At 47.2% G+C, this 16,240-nt stretch carries 23 protein-coding genes; 17 read left to right on the forward strand and 6 right to left on the reverse strand.

The annotated features are described in order from the left end of the window. Entirely contained in the window at positions 1 to 420 is a 420-nt protein-coding gene (locus ARCVE_RS08705; RefSeq protein ID WP_013684403.1) for a winged helix-turn-helix domain-containing protein, read from the forward strand. 120 nt (positions 421 to 540) lie between these two features. Beyond that, positions 541 to 1,077 carry a DUF366 family protein gene (locus ARCVE_RS08710; RefSeq protein WP_013684404.1) on the forward strand — a complete coding sequence of 179 codons (537 nt, stop codon included), beginning with the start codon at positions 541 to 543 and terminating at the stop codon, positions 1,075 to 1,077. 14 nt (positions 1,078 to 1,091) lie between these two features. Here ARCVE_RS08710 and albA read toward each other — a convergent pair whose 3' ends face one another. Then, a complete protein-coding gene (gene albA, locus ARCVE_RS08715) occupies positions 1,092 to 1,370 on the reverse strand; it encodes a DNA-binding protein Alba (protein ID WP_013684405.1) in 279 nt (92 codons plus the stop codon). A 101-nt stretch (positions 1,371 to 1,471) separates the two neighbouring features. On the opposite strand from albA, the gene ARCVE_RS08720 reads away from it, so the two are divergent. The 4 genes from ARCVE_RS08720 to ARCVE_RS08735 are packed head-to-tail and all read left to right on the forward strand — an operon-like array spanning position 1,472 to position 4,772. Then, complete coding sequence (locus ARCVE_RS08720) at positions 1,472 to 2,740, forward strand: phospholipase D family protein (protein WP_048085936.1); 1,269 nt, start codon at positions 1,472 to 1,474, stop codon at positions 2,738 to 2,740. Continuing rightward, positions 2,737 to 3,705, forward strand: coding sequence for a 5-methyltetrahydropteroyltriglutamate--homocysteine methyltransferase (locus ARCVE_RS08725; protein ID WP_013684407.1), 969 nt, complete (start codon positions 2,737 to 2,739; stop codon positions 3,703 to 3,705). Before ARCVE_RS08720 ends, ARCVE_RS08725 begins: the two co-directional genes overlap by 4 nt. Continuing rightward, entirely contained in the window at positions 3,693 to 4,322 is a 630-nt protein-coding gene (locus tag ARCVE_RS08730) for an NAAT family transporter (RefSeq protein WP_013684408.1), read from the forward strand. The genes ARCVE_RS08725 and ARCVE_RS08730 overlap by 13 nt, the downstream gene beginning before the upstream one ends. Positions 4,323 to 4,337: 15 nt before the next feature. Beyond that, complete coding sequence (locus tag ARCVE_RS08735; protein WP_013684409.1) at positions 4,338 to 4,772, forward strand: NUDIX hydrolase; 435 nt, start codon at positions 4,338 to 4,340, stop codon at positions 4,770 to 4,772. An 8-nt stretch (positions 4,773 to 4,780) separates the two neighbouring features. Here ARCVE_RS08735 and ARCVE_RS08740 read toward each other — a convergent pair whose 3' ends face one another. Beyond that, complete coding sequence (locus tag ARCVE_RS08740; protein WP_013684410.1) at positions 4,781 to 7,021, reverse strand: DEAD/DEAH box helicase; 2,241 nt, start codon at positions 7,019 to 7,021, stop codon at positions 4,781 to 4,783. Positions 7,022 to 7,115: 94 nt separating this feature from the next. Between ARCVE_RS08740 and ARCVE_RS10865 the strand changes: the two genes are divergently transcribed. The 10 genes from ARCVE_RS10865 to ftsY all read left to right on the forward strand — a co-directional run bounded on the left by ARCVE_RS10865 (position 7,116) and on the right by ftsY (position 11,833). Continuing rightward, the gene (locus ARCVE_RS10865) at positions 7,116 to 7,799 is read left to right on the forward strand and encodes an RAD55 family ATPase (RefSeq protein WP_013684411.1); all 684 of its coding nucleotides are present in this window, start codon (positions 7,116 to 7,118) and stop codon (positions 7,797 to 7,799) included. Between the two features lie 154 nt (positions 7,800 to 7,953). After that, on the forward strand, positions 7,954 to 8,175 hold the full coding sequence (locus tag ARCVE_RS08750; RefSeq protein ID WP_013684412.1) for a YhbY family RNA-binding protein: 222 nt from the start codon (positions 7,954 to 7,956) through the stop codon (positions 8,173 to 8,175). A gap of 1 nt (position 8,176) precedes the next feature. Beyond that, positions 8,177 to 8,626: a 30S ribosomal protein S19e gene (locus tag ARCVE_RS08755; protein ID WP_013684413.1), complete on the forward strand. Its 450-nt coding sequence runs from the start codon at positions 8,177 to 8,179 to the stop codon at positions 8,624 to 8,626. 21 nt (positions 8,627 to 8,647) lie between these two features. Further along, positions 8,648 to 8,983, forward strand: coding sequence for a DNA-binding protein (locus tag ARCVE_RS08760; protein WP_013684414.1), 336 nt, complete (start codon positions 8,648 to 8,650; stop codon positions 8,981 to 8,983). A 5-nt stretch (positions 8,984 to 8,988) separates the two neighbouring features. Continuing rightward, positions 8,989 to 9,141 carry a 50S ribosomal protein L39e gene (locus tag ARCVE_RS08765; RefSeq protein ID WP_013684415.1) on the forward strand — a complete coding sequence of 51 codons (153 nt, stop codon included), beginning with the start codon at positions 8,989 to 8,991 and terminating at the stop codon, positions 9,139 to 9,141. An 18-nt stretch (positions 9,142 to 9,159) separates the two neighbouring features. Continuing rightward, entirely contained in the window at positions 9,160 to 9,426 is a 267-nt protein-coding gene (locus tag ARCVE_RS08770; protein WP_013684416.1) for a 50S ribosomal protein L31e, read from the forward strand. Between the two features lie 4 nt (positions 9,427 to 9,430). Then, positions 9,431 to 10,084: a translation initiation factor IF-6 gene (locus ARCVE_RS08775; RefSeq protein ID WP_013684417.1), complete on the forward strand. Its 654-nt coding sequence runs from the start codon at positions 9,431 to 9,433 to the stop codon at positions 10,082 to 10,084. Positions 10,085 to 10,086: 2 nt separating this feature from the next. Then, entirely contained in the window at positions 10,087 to 10,260 is a 174-nt protein-coding gene (gene rpl18a / locus ARCVE_RS08780) for a 50S ribosomal protein L18Ae (protein WP_013684418.1), read from the forward strand. A 1-nt stretch (position 10,261) separates the two neighbouring features. Beyond that, positions 10,262 to 10,693, forward strand: a complete 432-nt coding sequence (pfdA, locus tag ARCVE_RS08785) for a prefoldin subunit alpha (RefSeq protein WP_013684419.1) — start codon at positions 10,262 to 10,264, stop codon at positions 10,691 to 10,693. 9 nt (positions 10,694 to 10,702) lie between these two features. Continuing rightward, a complete protein-coding gene (gene ftsY, locus ARCVE_RS08790; RefSeq protein ID WP_013684420.1) occupies positions 10,703 to 11,833 on the forward strand; it encodes a signal recognition particle-docking protein FtsY in 1,131 nt (376 codons plus the stop codon). 11 nt (positions 11,834 to 11,844) lie between these two features. Here the strand turns inward: ftsY and ARCVE_RS08795 are convergent, their stop codons facing one another. The 3 genes from ARCVE_RS08795 to rplJ form a co-directional block, all read right to left on the reverse strand. Then, positions 11,845 to 12,708 carry a radical SAM protein gene (locus ARCVE_RS08795; RefSeq protein ID WP_013684421.1) on the reverse strand — a complete coding sequence of 288 codons (864 nt, stop codon included), beginning with the start codon at positions 12,706 to 12,708 and terminating at the stop codon, positions 11,845 to 11,847. A 46-nt stretch (positions 12,709 to 12,754) separates the two neighbouring features. Continuing rightward, entirely contained in the window at positions 12,755 to 13,552 is a 798-nt protein-coding gene (locus ARCVE_RS08800; RefSeq protein ID WP_013684422.1) for a hypothetical protein, read from the reverse strand. A gap of 87 nt (positions 13,553 to 13,639) precedes the next feature. Continuing rightward, entirely contained in the window at positions 13,640 to 14,164 is a 525-nt protein-coding gene (gene rplJ / locus ARCVE_RS08805; protein ID WP_013684423.1) for a 50S ribosomal protein L16, read from the reverse strand. 212 nt (positions 14,165 to 14,376) lie between these two features. Between rplJ and ARCVE_RS08810 the strand changes: the two genes are divergently transcribed. Next, the gene (locus tag ARCVE_RS08810) at positions 14,377 to 15,681 is read left to right on the forward strand and encodes a sodium-dependent transporter (RefSeq protein ID WP_013684424.1); all 1,305 of its coding nucleotides are present in this window, start codon (positions 14,377 to 14,379) and stop codon (positions 15,679 to 15,681) included. Between the two features lie 11 nt (positions 15,682 to 15,692). Here ARCVE_RS08810 and ARCVE_RS08815 read toward each other — a convergent pair whose 3' ends face one another. Next, positions 15,693 to 16,235, reverse strand: coding sequence for a hypothetical protein (locus ARCVE_RS08815; RefSeq protein WP_013684425.1), 543 nt, complete (start codon positions 16,233 to 16,235; stop codon positions 15,693 to 15,695). Between the last annotated feature and the right edge of the window lie 5 nt (positions 16,236 to 16,240).

Raw genomic sequence — 16,240 nt, forward strand, 5'->3', positions numbered from 1 at the left:
ATGGAGCTTAAGTGGCGCATATGGTTCGAAAAGGATGGAAAGCACGTTATGGGCAAAGGTGGAGCGGAGATACTGAGGGCGATAAAAGAACACGGTTCGCTGGCAAAAGCTGCAAAAGCTTTAGGTATGTCCTATCGCTTCGCCTGGAAGTATGTAACTAAGATGGAGAAGACCCTCGGAGAGAAAATAGTTGAGAGGGAGAGGGGTGGCAGAGAAGGTGGTGGGGCAAAACTTACCAAGCTTGGTGAGGAGATACTGAGAATGTACGAAGAGGCAGAAAGGCTGTTCTCTGCTCGTTCTGGCGGAGTTGAAACACTTGGCAGGGTTGAAATAAGGGATGGTGAGAGAGTAATCGTCCTAAAGCTGCCGGACATTGAGGCTGAGGAGGGCGATGAAGTCAGGCTGAGGGTGTGGTTGTAGTTTTCTATTATTATAATACTAATACTATTTTAGATTGTAATTATGTTTGAGACAAAGAATACAAGCAAAAATGGGAACGCTTAAATATATTTTTTACCGGCTGTTTTCAGAGGTGGAAGGGTGGATTGGGCTTTCCTCGATGAAGAAATAGTTTATGATGGTTCTCAGCTCAAATCTCTCTGGGCCTTTACCGTGCTCGGTATTAAGGAGGACAGTATAATCTCATTCATCGGTCCATGTGACGTGAAGACGGAACACATGATTGACCTTCAGGATGTCGTGGAGGGTGACGTTATCTATTCACCCCTCATGCTCCACTTTATAGTCGAACATTTCGATGAAGTCAGTATGCGCCTCACTGCGACGAGGCAGAGACTGCTCGTAAACATTGCCAAAGAATTTCTCAACGTTGAAAGGGAAGGGAACGACCTTTATTATGGAGGCAAAAAGCTGAGCGTTAGCATTGCTACGATCTCGCCGATTTCAGCAAAAATCCACCTTGGAATAAACGTCGAAAGCGACGAATATGCGTCTCTGAGTGAAATGGGCTTCGAAAATGTCAGGGAGCTTGCAATTGATGTCTGCAGAAAGTACGCCTATGAAATAGAAGATATAGAAGAAGATATTAGAAAAACAAGACCAGCAAGCAGCTTTTAAACAAATTCAACTATTCAGCTTGCCTGCTTTTCGAGGGCGATCTCTATTGTCGAGACGTTGACCCTCCTTCCCTCCGAATCAAGCTCCTCAGTGTCGATGTTGATACTTTTCACGGTCACATTTGGCATAAAGCGGTTTCTGACTATCTCTGCCACATCGACAGCTCTGCTAATCGCCTTGCCCCTCGCCTTTATAACAACCTCACTTGCCCCCTCATTAAATTGCGTCAACGCAGCAAGAACGTAGTTCATTACGGGCTTGTTACCGACGTAGACCACATGCTCCTCTGCCATGCCTGATCACCTCCGTCATGCAGTGCATAGCCAGACGTTATTTAAATTTTGTTCCATCTTATCTGGAAAAGTCTATAAACCACCAAGCTATACTCAAATTCGTGAAAAAAATCTGTATCGTGCTCCTGCTCCTCATGTGTGCTGGCGTGGCAAAGGGGGAAGTCGTTGTCAGCGTTAGCGCTGATTATACTTTTATCTCTCCCGAACTCGTTAGAGATACCTTCACACTTACGTTCAAGAACATGGATGAGAACACCACGTTTCTAAGCCTCGAACTTCCGATGCAGCTTATCGTCGAAAACTTCAGCGTGAAGGATATTCCCGCTGGTCATCTTAGTTATGACGTGAAAACGCTTAACGGGGGGAAGATTCTCCTTCTCAGGATTTCAAAACCCCTCTCACCTTTCGAGGAGTACAAGGTCGTTCTCGAGGGTAACGTTAGGGGTCTCACCGACACGCTGGGAAATGGAATGTACAGGTTTACAGCAGTTGAGTATCCCGAATACTTCAACTCGATAGGAATCCCCGTAGATTCTATACACATATCTGTAGTGTTTCCCCAGAAGTTTCTGTACACTTACCGAGTAACGTCCGTGAGCTCCAACTCCCAGATATTCTACAGCCCATACAACAGCGTGCAGAAGGTCGAGTGGGACTTTGTTAATCCAAAGAGCCAGGTAGTTGCGTTCATCCAGTTTGAGGAAATTCTCAACTTCATGACACTGAACATCCTCGGAGCATCGATGGTCTTTGGCGCGTTTTTAATCCTCCTTTACATGAGCTATCGCTCGGAGAAGAAGTACAAGCAGATGAAAGTACTCGTTGGCACTCCATGGGGTGGAGACATAGTTTCCAAGCTCAGGGAGATGCTCGGAAAAGCGAAGGAGGAAATACTGATTACATCTCCCCACATATACTACACTGACTGGCTAACTGCCGAACTAAAACCTGCCATCGACAGAGGTGTGAGAGTTAGAATTATAACCTGGCCGAGCTATGATAGAAAACCTTTCAGGAGTGTCGAGGAAGTTTACGAGGACAAGAAGCAATACTTCACCCTCAAGAGGTTCCTTGAAATGTTCCCCCAAGGGACTGTAAGGCTGAACGACAATATCCATGCAAAAATGGCTGTCGTTGACGGAAAAGAAGTTCTGATCACCACGGCAAACCTCACCCAGACCGGTCTGTGGGAGAACTACGAAATAGGCTTCTGGGCAGATAATGAGGAACTTGCAAAACAGGCGAAAAGTTTCTTTGAGACGGTGTGGAATTCCGAGGACACAATAGAACTCGATGAAGATACCCTCGAGCCAAAGATTGCGTGGGCCGAGATAATGGACAGAAAACGGAAGAGGGAGGTGAAAGAGTGAGGGTCGTATTTGACGACATAGGGAGTTTTCCCCTGCCAGATGGGGTGACGAGGGACTGGGTTAACGAAAACGTGGACACGAAAGAATACGAAGAACTCGTCCAGCGAACGTTTTTGCTTAAGGCGAAGGTAGTGCAGTGTCCAAATTATCCTCAGTTTAGAGATATGGTGGAGCAGTTCATGTCGATAATAAGGAATCCAGAGTATCAGGAGGACGCATACCTCGTTTCGAGGAAACACGCGGTCATAAGGGAAGTTGAGGCAATCAAGTCAATGAAGTACGACGGCAATATCAGAATCTGCGTTACCGGCCCCCTCGAGTTGTACTACAGGGAGTTCGGCCCCGTGATATACGACGACCTCCTCGAAAACATAGCCATATCCGTTTCCCGCTTTGCAGCAAATGCGATGAACGACTTGAACGTGTGCTCCCTTAGTGTTGACGAGCCGAGCCTTGGTATCAACCCAGAGTTACAGCCCAGCATTGAGCAGCTCAAGCTTGCGTATGGGCCTTTTAGCTTTGATGTTGACGTTCAGATTCATCTTCACTCTCCTCTATACTACACGCAACTCCTCGAAGTTGACGAAATAGATGTTTTTGGTGTCGAGGCTGCTAAGGATGAAAAAGTGCTTGACTTCGTTGATGCTGAAGAGGTCGCTTCGGCAGGCAAGCGCCTTAGGATTGGGGTTGCAAGAACGGACATAGATGCAATACTTGCCGAATTCAATCAGAGGCACGGCGTAAACGCATGGCAAAATGCGGAACTCGCGGTAAAGGCGATAGACGAAATAGAGAGCGTTGAGGTTATAAAGAAGAGGTTGGAGAAGGTATATGACAGGTTCAGCGATCTCCTTGCGTACATTGGCCCAGATTGTGGGCTGTTCAGCTTCCCTAACCAGGAGTGCGCACTTAAGCTGCTCGAAAACGTAAGGGAGGCGCTCGAGGGGTTGGGATGGACTACCTGAGCTACTTCCTGACGAGCTTTGCGACACTCTTCGTAATCGTGGATCCACCGGGCAACATACCTTTCTTTATAGCGCTGACAGAGGATTTGCCAGTGGAGCTCAGGGAGAAAGTCTCTAAGAAGGCAACAGCAATTGCAGCAACTCTGCTAACGTTCATTGCACTGACCGGTGGACTGATCCTGCAGTTCTTTGGCGTTTCAATTGATGGTCTGAGGATAGCCGGCGGTATTCTCCTCTTCCTTGTTGCCCTCGACATACTCAAAGGCGGCCCGGCGAAGGAAGTTTACGTGAAGAGAGGGATGGAGAGCAAGGACATCGACAGTCTGGCAGTCTTTCCAATAGCTTTGCCTCTCTACACTGGCCCTGGTGCAATAACGGCGGCAATAGTTCTTGCTTCTGAGGCTGGAAACGTGTTGGGAATGGCCCTTCTTCTACTCAGCATTGCGGCCATTTACCTTATCGTGAGGCTTACACACATCTACAGCAATCAGATCATATACCTGCTGGGCAAGAGTGGGGCGGACATCGTTGCGAGAGTTATGGCCATATTCCTCGCTGCGATAGCCGTCGAGTACATCTCCGAAGGTATAAGCGGAAAGCTCTCCTCCATGCTTTAAAATCGGGTGGGGTGAATGGCGGAAGTTTGCAAGCCTGCTGTGGGTGTTGGAGCCGTAATTGTGGAGAACGGGAAGATTCTCTTGGTTAAGAGAGCGAACGAGCCTAACAGGCTCAAGTGGTCTATACCGGGAGGTTGCGTAAACGTTGGCGAGTCGCTGGCCGAGGCATTAAAGAAAGAGATTAAGGAGGAGTGCGGCCTCGAAATTGAGGTGGGAGACGTTGCGTGTGTTAGTGAGGAGGTATTTAGAGATGGAGACGAAATAAAGTTTCACTACGTCATAATAGACTTCTACGCAAAGATCGTTGGAGGACGGCTTGAAGTGGGGAGCGACGCTCTGGATGCAAAATGGGTAAACCTTGAAGAGGTGGATAGCCTCGACGTTGTCGATTTTGTAAAGCGCTTAGTCGATAGGATTCTGGGCAGAAAGAGCGGGATATATCTGAAGTGAATGCAGAACTAAAGTTCAAACTTTTCCGCCTCACTATATGGCGTCGTCATGAGCTTCCGTATTTTTTCGGCAGTTTTCTTTCCGATTTTTGGAACCTTCATTAATTCTTCCTCGCTCGCCGTCGCTATTCTCTCTATGGTCTGAAAGTGCTCCAGCAAGTTTCTTGCAATCACTGGCCCTATATCTGAGATTGCAGAAACGACGTACTCCTGCATCTCTTTCAGAGTTTTCTTCGTTTTTCCAGCGTGAAGTACGATTTCCCTTTTCCTGAATTCCTGCTCCCTTCTCGCAAGAACGGCAATGAATTCAGCAGTTTCATCTGCAGACCTCGTCTGCACGATTGGAATGCCTAAATCGACGGCTATTGCTGCAATCGCACCTCTGATTGCGTTTGGATTGAGTCTGCCATAAATACCTTCCCCCTCTATTATGAGCACAGGCCTTGGATAATGCTTCTTCAGCCTTACAAGCTGGGAAAAGATATCCCTGTCTTTGTTAACTATGCTTTCCACGAAATCTTCGGTAGTTTTCCTTTCTATCGCAACTCTGTCGCTTACGACGTAGTCTGCAACCTCGAGATTCTGTATTTTAATGGAAAAACCGAGTCTGCTGAGCTTTTTCGCAATTCCCGAGCTGGACTCTCTTGAATCCACATATACGACGGCCTTTGGGATTTCCTCTGGCAAGGATACTGGTTTCGCGAAATCTTCCAGGCTTGCCTGCCCTCTTGGCTTTAGACTTTCCTTCAGCTCATAGAGCTTCAGGTACATTGCCTTCTCCTTCCTCATGCTGGCCCAGTAGTATGCCTCATCTCTTGTCCCCTTCGTTATCAGAACGACGATTCTGCCCTCCCTTGCCCTTCCAGTTCTTCCTTTCCTCTGAATTGCTCTTATCTCTGAAGGTACAGCCTCGTAGAACACGACGAGGTCTGTTGAGGGAATATCAAGACCCTCTTCACCGACTGATGTTGCAACGAGAACTTTAATCTCCCCGCTCCTGAACCTTTCGAGGGTTTCCACCTGCTCCTTCTGGCTCATTCCCTTTTTCTCGAACCTCTTTGCCTGTCCCACGAAGCGAGAAACGGGAATTCCCTCCTTCTTCAGCTCTTCGACTATCACCTCTGCGGTATCCCTGAAGTTCGTGAAAACTATAATTCTGGAATCCGGTTTCTCTTCGAGCTGTTTCTTCACGACTTCTTTTAGCTTTTCGAGTTTTGGATGTTCTGCCCTGCAGCCTGCTGCCTTTGTGACAGCCCCCATAAAAAGGGGGTCACCTATTATGCTCTTCGCAGCCCTGCTCCCACCCTTCGACCTCGCCTCCCTTATTAGCCTCTTCAGGTACTCTTTGAGCGCGTCAAGGCCCTGCGTCTCTATGAGTTCCATACCATGTTGGATTTTCAGTACTTCAGCGAGTACCGAAACAGCCTCGAACAACCTTGAGTCTCCAGTTTCGGCTGCCTCAGCCTGAAGACTTTCCTGCAGAGCCAGCAGCTCCTTTTTGCTCAATCCTTCAGCAGTTACGCCGAGCCTTTCGAGCTTTTTGAATCTCAGCTTCAGCGCTTCCTCAAACTTCTGCCTTACTGCCTTGAGTTCTTCCGGCATGTCGACTTTTATCCATTCGATTTTCCTGCTGAAGACGTACGGCTTTACGTCCTCGTCGTGCTCTGTTCTGATTTCTATTTCTTCTATTCCGAGATTTTTGATTACTTCTCTAATTCTCTCCACGTCGCTTCCGGGGCTTGCAGTCATTGCGAGAACGAGCGGCTTTTTTGCCTCCTCGAAGTATTTCTCGGCGATGTAAACATAGGAATATTCACCAACTGCTCTGTGCGCTTCATCAAATGTGATATGTACTACATCTTTGAGCGAAATCCTGCCAGCGAGGACGTCGTTCTCCACAACCTGCGGCGTCGAAACAATTAACCTTGCTTTCTCCCATAACTCCGCTCTCTTCTCTGGCGGAGTTTCTCCGCTGAGAGCTATGACTTCTTCAGAGTTAAGTCTGAGGTTTTTCCGGAAAAAGGAGGCGTGCTGCTCCACGAGGGGTTTCGTGGGTGCGAGGACGAGAGCCTTTCCACCCTCGTTGTGAAGCCTTGAAGCGATTACGAGGAGAGCTACGGCTGTCTTGCCAAGACCTGTGGGAAGAATAACAAGGGTGTTACGCATCAGTGCCGTTGCGGCTATTGCAATCTGATATGCTCTCCTCTCTATTGCGTTTTCTTTTATCAGTGGATGGGAAACGTATTCCACGCTAAAAGTTTGCGTCCAGTAAATAACCTTTGTTCTGTATCATCATGCGTCAATCGAAGAATACAAATATGATCAGAAAATAATCAGCACCATTATGATGAAAATTAGCGACCACAGCGACAAGCAAAGTACTGAGGTCACTCGGGCTCCGACAGGGATAGACAGACTTGACGAGGTGTTGAGGGGCGGAATTCCCGTACCCTCACTCGTTTTACTGCTTGGAGATGTGGGCACAGGAAAAAGCGTCATATGCCAGCAGTTCCTCTACAAACAGGCTCAGATGGGATTATACAGCGTTTACTTATGCATAGATCATCCTCCTGAGGAAGTCAGAGAGAATATGCGCAGCCTTGGCTGGAACACTGAGAAACTCGAAGAAGAGGGGTTATTGAAATTCATAGACCTGTTCCTTGGGAGGGGTTACGATTACGAGTACATCTGCTCAACCCTCGAGAAGTATATAAAAGAGTCGAACAGGTTTGTTGTGGATTCAATATCCTCTATTGCCTTCATCTATGGAGAAAAACTTGCCTACGATCTGATTCAGAAAATTCAGGGATGGAACAGAGAAGGCAGGGGTGTTGGGATAATAAACGCAGTCAGAGGCATGCACAGCCAGAGCTTTGAAGTTGCGCTTCAGCAAGCGTGCAGCAACGTAATCCTTCTGGAAATGAAGGAAAATGGCAGGTTTTTGAGAGTCGTGAAGACGACAAGAACATCACACATGACTGAGGAGTTTGGAGTGGAGATTGACGAGGCGGGAATAAGGCTGCTTTGATTAAACTTCGACGCCCATCTTTATTTGCCAAATTTTTGGTAATGCCTTTCCAAAACTGTTAATGTGGGCAAATCGTCAATCTTTACCATTCCATATTGCCTGTGCATTTATCCCTACAAAACCCTTTTAAACAAGTTGGGGAAAAGGCTGCCTGATGGACGTAGTGACAATTAATGTTGGTAAAAAAGGATTGACGGAAAACTTAATAAACGAGATAAATCTGCAGCTTGAGAAGCGGGGCGTCGTAAAGGTTAGAATGCTCCGCAATTTCAGGGCAGGTGGAGATAAAAAGGAGCTTGCCCGGGAAATAGCTTCAAAAGTTAAGGGCAGGCTTGTTGACTTCAGAGGATTCGTGCTAACCTTTGAGAGGTGTTGATATGGCGACGGTGTATGACGTTCCGGCAGACATGCTGATCCAGCGCGTGGCTGAAAAGCTCAAGGAAATGCAGGAGATTGAGCCTCCGGAATGGGCGATGTTTGTAAAGACAGGTGTGCATAAAGAGCGCTCACCAGAGCAGGAAGACTGGTGGTATATCAGAGTTGCAGCAATCCTGAGAAAGGTTTACACTGACGGGCCAGTGGGTATAGAGCGCCTTAGAACTGCTTACGGCGGGAGGAAGAGGAGAGGTGTCGAGCCCCCCAAGTTCATGAAGGGGAGTGGCTCCATAGTCAGAAAAGCCCTTCAGCAGCTCGAAAAAGCGGGCTTCGTTAAGAAGACGGAAGAGGGAAGAATTGTAACCCCGCAGGGGAGGTCTTTCCTCGACAAGGTTGCTACTGAACTCCACAAAGAGCTCTCCCAGCAGATTCCCGCCCTCGCAAAGTATTGAGGACGTCGAGGGTGATTGAATATGGATGAACTTGAAGAGATCAGGCGACGCAAGTTGATGGAGCTGCAGGCTCAGAGGCAGCGGGAGCTGGAAGAGCTCCAGAGGCAGCAGGAGCTCCAGAGACAGGTAGAGATGCAGAAAAAGGCTATTCTGAGGGCAATTCTTGAACCTGAGGCGAGGGAGAGGCTTTCGAGGGTTAAGCTTGCACATCCCGAGGTTGCCGAAGCGGTTGAAAACCAGCTCATCTTCCTTGCCCAGTCGGGCAGGATAACTACCAAAATAAGTGATGAGATGCTTAAGGAAATTCTCAAACGGGCTATGCCAAAGAAGAGGGAGCCCAAAATTATCAGGAAGTGATACATATGGGAAAGAAGACGGTTGGAGTTAAAAAGAGGCTTGCAAAGTTCCTCAAGCAGAACAGGAGAGCCCCGGTGTGGATAACGCTCAAGACTAAGAGGAGAGTTTTTGGAAGCCCCAAGAGGAGAAACTGGAGAGTTACAAAGCTGAAGGTTTAATGTTTTGAGGTGTTGAATATGGCGAAGATCGTTGTGGAAAGGGTATACTCTCTGAGGCTCAAGCACAAGATGAAGCGCTATCCGAGATGGCTCAGAGCGAAGAAGGCCGTCAAGTATGTCAGAAACTTCCTGAGCAAGCACATGAAGGTCGAGCCCGATAAGGTCAAGATTGACGCAAGCATCAACGAGAAAATCTGGGAGCGCGGAGCCCAGAAACCACCTACAAGGATAAAGATCAGAGCCGTCAAGTTCGACGACGGCATAGTAGAGGCAGAACTCGCCTGATTCCATGCTCGCCATTCGGGGCAACCCCCTAATAGGCCTCTACATAAGAGCGAACGAGCACGCAGCGGTACTTGGAGTTGACGACGAGGCAGCGAAGCAGATGCTGAAGGACAAGCTCGATGTCGAGGTTGTCGTTACGACGATAGCAGGCTCTGAACTCGTTGGAGCGATGGCCGCAGCGAATTCCAACGGGATAGCGATAAGCAGCCACGCGACATCCAAGGAAATTGAAAGGCTCAGCAAGGTCTTCGACGTTCACGTAATCGAGACACACATGACATGCCTCGGAAATATCGTCTGCGTTAACGACAGGGGCGCAATAGTGCATCCAGAGGCAGAGGAGAAGCTCGTGGCTCAGGTCAGCAAAGCGCTGGACGTTGATGTGGTTAAGGGCACCATTGGCGGAATCAAAACAGTAGGGATGGCTGCAGCCGTAACGAACAATGGAGGACTGTTAAACCCAAACGCCAACGAGTGGGAAATCAAAAGGGTCGAAGAGGCACTCGGCGTGGAAGTTGGGGTTGGAACCGTGAACTTCGGGCACGACATGGTTGGAACTGGGCTTGTTGCGAACACCAAAGGATATATCGCTGGCAGGGACACGACGGGTTTCGAGCTGGGTGTTATTGAAGAAGCACTGGGCTTTGTGAGGTGGTAGAAATGTTTGAGGTTGTGGGGACGTTTAGGGTAGGTAAGGACTGGATGAAATTCAGAAAGGTCGTTAACGCACACAACGAAAGGTTCGCTCTGGAGAAAGTTTACTCTCTCCTCGGAAGCAACCACAAGGTCAAGAGAAATCTGATCAGGGTAGAAAGCATCCGGAAGGTAGAGTGATATGACTGCACAGCAGCAGGAAGAAATTGCGAGAAAAGTTCAGGAGAGACTCCTGCTTCTCCAGCAAATCCAGAGCGAGAGTGAGGCAATCCAGAGAAGAATCATAGAACTCGAAGTCGTTCAGTCCGAGCTTGACAGAACCATAGAAAGCCTTGAGTACTTCGATTCTCTCGACGGAAGCGTTGAGGCTCTCATGAACCTCGGTGGAGGCGTTTTTGCGTACGTTGATGTGAAGGATTCCAAGAAGATGCTTGTCGATATCGGAGCGGGAGTAATTGTTGAAAAGGAAGTTAAAGATGCAATAGAAACCCTTAAAAAGAAGAAGGAGAAGATTCAGCAGAGTGTTTTGAAGTTCGAGCAGATTCTTCAGCAGCTTGCAGCTCAGGCTGAGCGCATACAGGCTGAGATAGCTGAAATGACGAAAGAAAGGTGAAATTAGAGCATGTTCAAGTTTTTAAAGGAGAAGCTAAAGTCGTTCAGGAAGAAAGTCGAGGAGATCGAGAAGAAAGAAGAGGAGAGGGCCGTCGAGGAGGCCAAAGCTGAGGAGAGAGTAGAAGCCGTCAGCAAGGTTGAGGAGAAGGTAGAAGCGGAGGTTAAAGCCGAGCCAGCACCAGCAGCAAAAGTAGAAGTAAAGGAAACGAAGCCCGCAGAAAAAGACAAGAAGCTCGTGAAGCCCAGGATAGGGATAAAAGAGAAAGTTTCTGCCCTCATTTTGAGGAGAGAAATCGTTATCGATGAGGGCAAGCTCGACGAAATACTTCCCGAACTTGAAATTATTCTCCTCGAAAGTGATGTTGCTTTTGAAGTTGTGGAAGAAATCTCCGATAAACTCAGGCAGAGGCTTGTGGGCAGGACGAAGAAGGTTGGAGAAAAGCTCTCTGACATAGTTCTCGACGAGTTAAGGGCAATTATAAAGGAAATTCTCGATACAAACAAGTTTGACTTTGATGCGTACATCGAAGAAGCTCTCAAAGAGAAAAAGCCTCTCAACATCATCTTCGTAGGTGTTAACGGAACAGGAAAAACGACGACGATAGCCAAGCTCGCAAAAAGGCTTACGGACAGAGGTTACAGCGTTGTACTCGCTGCAGGCGACACATTCAGGGCGGGAGCCATAGAGCAGCTTGAGGAGCATGCGAATAGACTTGGTGTCAAGTTGATAAAGCACAAAGCCGGGGCTGATCCGGCAGCCGTAATCTACGACGCTATAGCTCACGCAGAGAGCAAGGGCATCGATGTCGTGCTTGCGGACACTGCGGGAAGGATGCACACAAAGAAAAACCTGATAGACCAGCTTGAAAAGATAAAGCGCGTAACGAAGCCAGATTTAACGATTTTTGTTGACGAGAGCATAGCCGGAAACGATGCCGTTGAGAGAGCGAGAATGTTCAACGAGGCTGTTGGAATAGACGGTAGCATATTAACGAAGCTCGATGCAGATCCAAAAGGTGGGACCGCAATATCAATCAGCTACGTTACGGGCAAGCCCGTTCTGTTCATTGGAGTGGGCCAAGAGTACGATGACCTGGTGAAATTCGACTCGGACTGGCTTATAAAGAGGATATTTGACTAAACTTTGAAGCTTCAGCACTCTATAACGAACCTCCATTCTCTTCTGATTTCTGGAGGTTCTGCGGATACCTGATTCCTACGCATGAACACGACGTCTTCAAAATCCATTACTTCCATCATCCGTCTGATGTTCTTAAGCAGGCATCCGGGGATTCTTACGTTTACACATCTGTACGCAGCGTCAAGATAATCGTACAGAGTGTCTTTCTCCATATCGTAACCCGCTCTCAAAAGTCTCCCCTCGATGCCAGGGTGAATGGAGCATGGCTGGAGCATGAACTCATCCATTCCGCGCTCGTATCCGATCTCCGCAATTTGCTGGAGCTCTGTGTCGTTTATTCCTGGCAGGTAGATGGTTCTCAAGACTCCGATTGATTTCGATGCCGCAACGATGTCCATTGCCTTCAGCACGTTTTCGAACATGTCAACACCAGTAATGCGGGCGTAACTCTCTCTGTTTGAGGCGTCGAGGCTTATCATTACTATGTCTGCATCGACCTCTTCTTTGAGAAGTGTACCGTTCGTCTGCAGGTCTATTCTTGCTTTGAATCTTTTTCTGAGTTCAGATATTATGCAGGAAAGCTTTTCGTGGCCAACTATGAGTGGCTCTCCGTACTGGGAGATTGTTATTGCCTTTGGGTTTAGATCTCCGTAGTATCCGGGTTTGGGGGCTTTTCCAGCCTTTAATGCTGAATACGAGTAACAGAATACACATTTAAGGTTACAGGCAGACGTAATCTCGTAGCTCGGGTGGTGTTTTGGCTCTTCGACGTCCTCAATACCTTCGCAGTGGATACAGTGAGAGGGATACTCGGCTTCTTCAACGAATCTTTCCAGCTCCTTGAGATAACTCCTGCTTACAATTCGCATGGTCATCTTATATCATCTCCAGATATCGCCCGATAAAATGAGTATATAACAGTCATCCAAGCAACTTCTTCAGAAATGAGACGTTCTCTGCAACGAGTTTAGCACTTCCAAATATCTCAACGATGTGGTTTTCGGATTTAAGTGCTTTAAAGATCTCTGCTGGCAAAGAGGAATCAAGGAGTGATAGGTTGTGAATCTCCCTACCGTTTCTGAGCTCACTTGCACCCCAGTGGATCGCAGCACACTTCAGAGTCGAGAGCTTTTCGATGTTTTCTTCGAGGATTTTCCTGTCGAAGAGGCTTGCAGCCCAGAGCAGGGAGGTATTTACAACGATTTCGACTTCCCTTTCTGCAACCGCCAGTATTTCGTCAACGCTGTCCATGAATGCGCCTTTCCTACCCATTTCAACGGCAACGAGCGGATGGACATCCTTCACGACATTAACGCATTTAACAACGTTTTCAATCTGTTCTTCTACGCTCAGCCTTCTGAACCTCCTGCCGGTATGCAGGATGGCATAGCCGAGGGGTACAAAGTCGAAGAACTCAACGATTGTCTTTACAAAGCTCACGAATTCCTCGTCACCTGCGTTCAGTCTGACTCTGCTGAAGTCCTCTCTGCCGTAGAGGAGGTGAAGGAAAATCTCGAAGTCGTATTCTTTACAGAAGTTTCTCAACATTCGCCTGACATCGGGATTAAATATCCTTTCAAGTCTCTCTGCCTCCTCAAAATCTACGCTGAGTTCGAGAATGGAAAAATCGCCAGTAGTGCGCATTATGTCGTAGCTATCTCTGAGAATGGAGTGCATATTGCCTTCAAGTTTTGCCGCCGGGTTCCAGCCAAAATTCATCGGAATTATTTCTGGAAAAGATTTTACTTAATCTTTCTGGAAGTCTAAAAATTAGGTCAGTTAAAACATTAAATAGAAATAAAAAGGTTAGATCTTACCCTTGAGATATTCTGCTCCCTCTTCAACGATTATCTTCGTCGGCGTCGGGAGCTTCTGGCTAGCCCTGCGCAGAGCATCCTTAGCGAAGTCGAAAAACTCTGGCTTCGTCCACAGACTCATTATCTTCGTGCCGGGGAGAACCCTCGCTGCAAGTCCAACAGGCTTGCCGAAGGCGGCTCTCATTCCCTGTGAAATTCTGTCTGCTCCAGCTCCAACTGCCATTCTGTGCTCTCTCAAAACGTGGTGCGGGTATATCCTTACTTTCAGGAAGTAGTTGCTGCTTCCTGCACGTTTCGCTATGTACTTGTTTGCAGCTATACGTGCAGCCTCGAGAGCTGTGTCTCTTACTTGCACACCCTCGGTTGCAACGAGTGTAAGCTTTACGGGGAAAGTAGCGGTCTTGTTGCCCATCTCAAACTGCCTGAGCCTCAGACCTGGAGCACCATCGATATATTCCCTTCTCGTATACGGCCTTTCGAGCCTCCTGAACATTCTTGCCGGTTTCTTTGCCATAAGCGTCACCCTCTTTTCAGCGTGAGCCGTGTGCTATTTAAAGCTTCCGGGGGCTTTGAGTTGAATTTTGTTTTATTAACTATGTTTTTGAAGATACTGCTTTTTGGAAAAACTTTAATTAGACTAAAACTTAGTTGGATTGGAAATTTTTATGCTATGGGTTGTGTTTACTATGGTCGTAAAGTGTTTGACAAAAGTGTAATGAGGTAAAGATGGTTAGGGAAAAATGGAGCTCTCGAATCGGATTTTTGCTTGCTGGAATTGGGTCTGCTGTAGGATTAGGAAACGTCTGGAGATTTCCCTACATCGTCGGTCAGAACGGTGGTGGAGCTTTTCTTATCCCGTACCTGATCTCAGTGTTTTTGTTTGGTCTTCCGCTGATGCTTCTTGAATTTTCCACGGGTAGGCTATTCAAGGGTTCTGTAGTTTCTTCTTTGAAGAAAATCAGAAAAAAGTTTAAATGGATAGGAATTGCTGTAGTATCTGTTTTAACAGTGGTTTTGAGCTACTATCTGGTGATAACAGGCTGGATTCTGGCCTTCTTTACTTTTACACTGCTTGGAAGGGAAACATCTTTTGAAAGTTTTGCACAAACGTACTTTTCACCGTTGTTTTTCGTTGTGGTAACGATTGCAGCGTCGCTTATTGTCATGAGGGGTGTGAGGAAGGGTATCGAGAAAACAAGTAAAATAATGGTGCCAGCTCTTGGAGTTCTCCTTGCTGTAATGGTCATTTACTCTTTATCACTTCCTAATGCCATGGATGGCATAACGTTTTATCTTACACCAGATCTTTCCAAGCTATCTGACAGCTCTATTTGGGCTGCTGCTTTTGGGCAGGCCTTTTTCTCTCTTTCTGTAGGTTCGGGAATTTTACTGACCTATGGCAGCTATCTTGAAGAAAAAATCAGTCTGGTAAATAGCTCGATGTTGATAACAATTTTCGACCTGCTTGTATCGTTTATGAGTGGTCTGATCGTTTTTTCTATAGCCTCTTCTTTCGGCTTTGAGGTAGCAGCCGGACCTAAACTGGCCTTTTCAACTCTACCCCAAGTATTTGATAAAGTTCCCTACGGGTTCTTTTTGGAGGGAATATTTTTCCTTTTGTTGTTCTTCGCTGCACTGACTTCAGCAATCTCCATGCTGGAAATTGGAGTAGCTGTGCTGATTGACGAAACTTCACTGGATAGGTTTAAATCTACCTCTTTGCTGTCGAGTATTATTCTGGTTCTTGGATTTCCGGCAGCGCTCAGCTACTCTGGGATTAGTCTCCAGTTCACAGGCAGGCCAGTTCTTGACCTGATGGACGAGACATTCGGTTCTTTTGGGATTCCTTTAACAGCATTGCTTCTTTCCACATCTATCAGCTGGTTTTTGGATAACCTGGTGATTGCCGAAGAGATTAACAAAAACGCAAAGTGGAAAATCGGGAAGACCGTAGTATTTCTTACGAGGTACTTTATTCCAATTGTTCTGTTATACGTACTGCTGACAAGGTTGCATTTTTACCTGGTGTAATGGGTGAATCCCTACACGGTAAGCAAAGTTATCACAACAAAGTAGACAAAAGCAGAAAGAATTGGAACAGTAAGATTGTCGTTGAGGTAGTATCGGCCTATTCTCTCGCATCTCTCTGCTGTAACTCCTGCGATGCATGCAAGAAAAGATGCGATTGGGTTGAGGTCAAGCAGGGTGAGAGCAAGCAGGCTGATGAGAAACATCGACGGATAGGCAAGATGGCGCATATCAGCCCTTTTCAGTATTCCCGCAATCCCATCTCCAAGAGAACCAAGCACTATTCCTGCAAAGCATGCCTCCATTGGTAAAAGGGCGGTTATAAGCGTTGCAGAAATACCGAAGTAGAGGTAGGCTCCAATGCCGTTAACCTCGTAGCTCCTCAGAATCCAGCGGGGAAAGATGCCGTATCTTCTTCTTGCAATCTCGAGCAGCGCTGCAAAGGCTGTAAGGCCTGCAACAATTAACAGTGTTATGTCCTTACCCGTATAAATATAAAGGGGAATGTAGCCGAGGCCGACGAAGTGTATCAGCTTTCTGCAGAGCTCTTCTTTCATTTTTA

Origin of the sequence: Archaeoglobus veneficus SNP6 (genome assembly GCF_000194625.1) — an archaeon.
In the GTDB taxonomy this organism is placed as follows: domain Archaea; phylum Halobacteriota; class Archaeoglobi; order Archaeoglobales; family Archaeoglobaceae; genus Archaeoglobus_C; species Archaeoglobus_C veneficus.

Excerpts from the sequence above, each read along its gene's own strand:
- ARCVE_RS08705 (WP_013684403.1), top strand. The coding sequence starts at position 1 with ATGGAGCTTAAGTGGCGCATATGGTTCGAAAAGGATGGAAAGCACGTT.
- albA (WP_013684405.1), bottom strand. The coding sequence starts at position 1,370 with ATGGCAGAGGAGCATGTGGTCTACGTCGGTAACAAGCCCGTAATGAAC.
- ARCVE_RS08730 (WP_013684408.1), top strand. The coding sequence starts at position 3,693 with ATGGACTACCTGAGCTACTTCCTGACGAGCTTTGCGACACTCTTCGTA.
- ARCVE_RS08735 (WP_013684409.1), top strand. The coding sequence starts at position 4,338 with ATGGCGGAAGTTTGCAAGCCTGCTGTGGGTGTTGGAGCCGTAATTGTG.
- ARCVE_RS10865 (WP_013684411.1), top strand. The coding sequence starts at position 7,116 with ATGATGAAAATTAGCGACCACAGCGACAAGCAAAGTACTGAGGTCACT.
- ARCVE_RS08750 (WP_013684412.1), top strand. The coding sequence starts at position 7,954 with ATGGACGTAGTGACAATTAATGTTGGTAAAAAAGGATTGACGGAAAAC.
- ARCVE_RS08755 (WP_013684413.1), top strand. The coding sequence starts at position 8,177 with ATGGCGACGGTGTATGACGTTCCGGCAGACATGCTGATCCAGCGCGTG.
- ARCVE_RS08760 (WP_013684414.1), top strand. The coding sequence starts at position 8,648 with ATGGATGAACTTGAAGAGATCAGGCGACGCAAGTTGATGGAGCTGCAG.
- ARCVE_RS08765 (WP_013684415.1), top strand. The coding sequence starts at position 8,989 with ATGGGAAAGAAGACGGTTGGAGTTAAAAAGAGGCTTGCAAAGTTCCTC.
- ARCVE_RS08770 (WP_013684416.1), top strand. The coding sequence starts at position 9,160 with ATGGCGAAGATCGTTGTGGAAAGGGTATACTCTCTGAGGCTCAAGCAC.
- ARCVE_RS08775 (WP_013684417.1), top strand. The coding sequence starts at position 9,431 with ATGCTCGCCATTCGGGGCAACCCCCTAATAGGCCTCTACATAAGAGCG.
- rpl18a (WP_013684418.1), top strand. The coding sequence starts at position 10,087 with ATGTTTGAGGTTGTGGGGACGTTTAGGGTAGGTAAGGACTGGATGAAA.
- pfdA (WP_013684419.1), top strand. The coding sequence starts at position 10,262 with ATGACTGCACAGCAGCAGGAAGAAATTGCGAGAAAAGTTCAGGAGAGA.
- ftsY (WP_013684420.1), top strand. The coding sequence starts at position 10,703 with ATGTTCAAGTTTTTAAAGGAGAAGCTAAAGTCGTTCAGGAAGAAAGTC.
- ARCVE_RS08795 (WP_013684421.1), bottom strand. The coding sequence starts at position 12,708 with ATGACCATGCGAATTGTAAGCAGGAGTTATCTCAAGGAGCTGGAAAGA.
- ARCVE_RS08800 (WP_013684422.1), bottom strand. The coding sequence starts at position 13,552 with ATGAATTTTGGCTGGAACCCGGCGGCAAAACTTGAAGGCAATATGCAC.
- rplJ (WP_013684423.1), bottom strand. The coding sequence starts at position 14,164 with ATGGCAAAGAAACCGGCAAGAATGTTCAGGAGGCTCGAAAGGCCGTAT.
- ARCVE_RS08810 (WP_013684424.1), top strand. The coding sequence starts at position 14,377 with ATGGTTAGGGAAAAATGGAGCTCTCGAATCGGATTTTTGCTTGCTGGA.
- ARCVE_RS08815 (WP_013684425.1), bottom strand. The coding sequence starts at position 16,235 with ATGAAAGAAGAGCTCTGCAGAAAGCTGATACACTTCGTCGGCCTCGGC.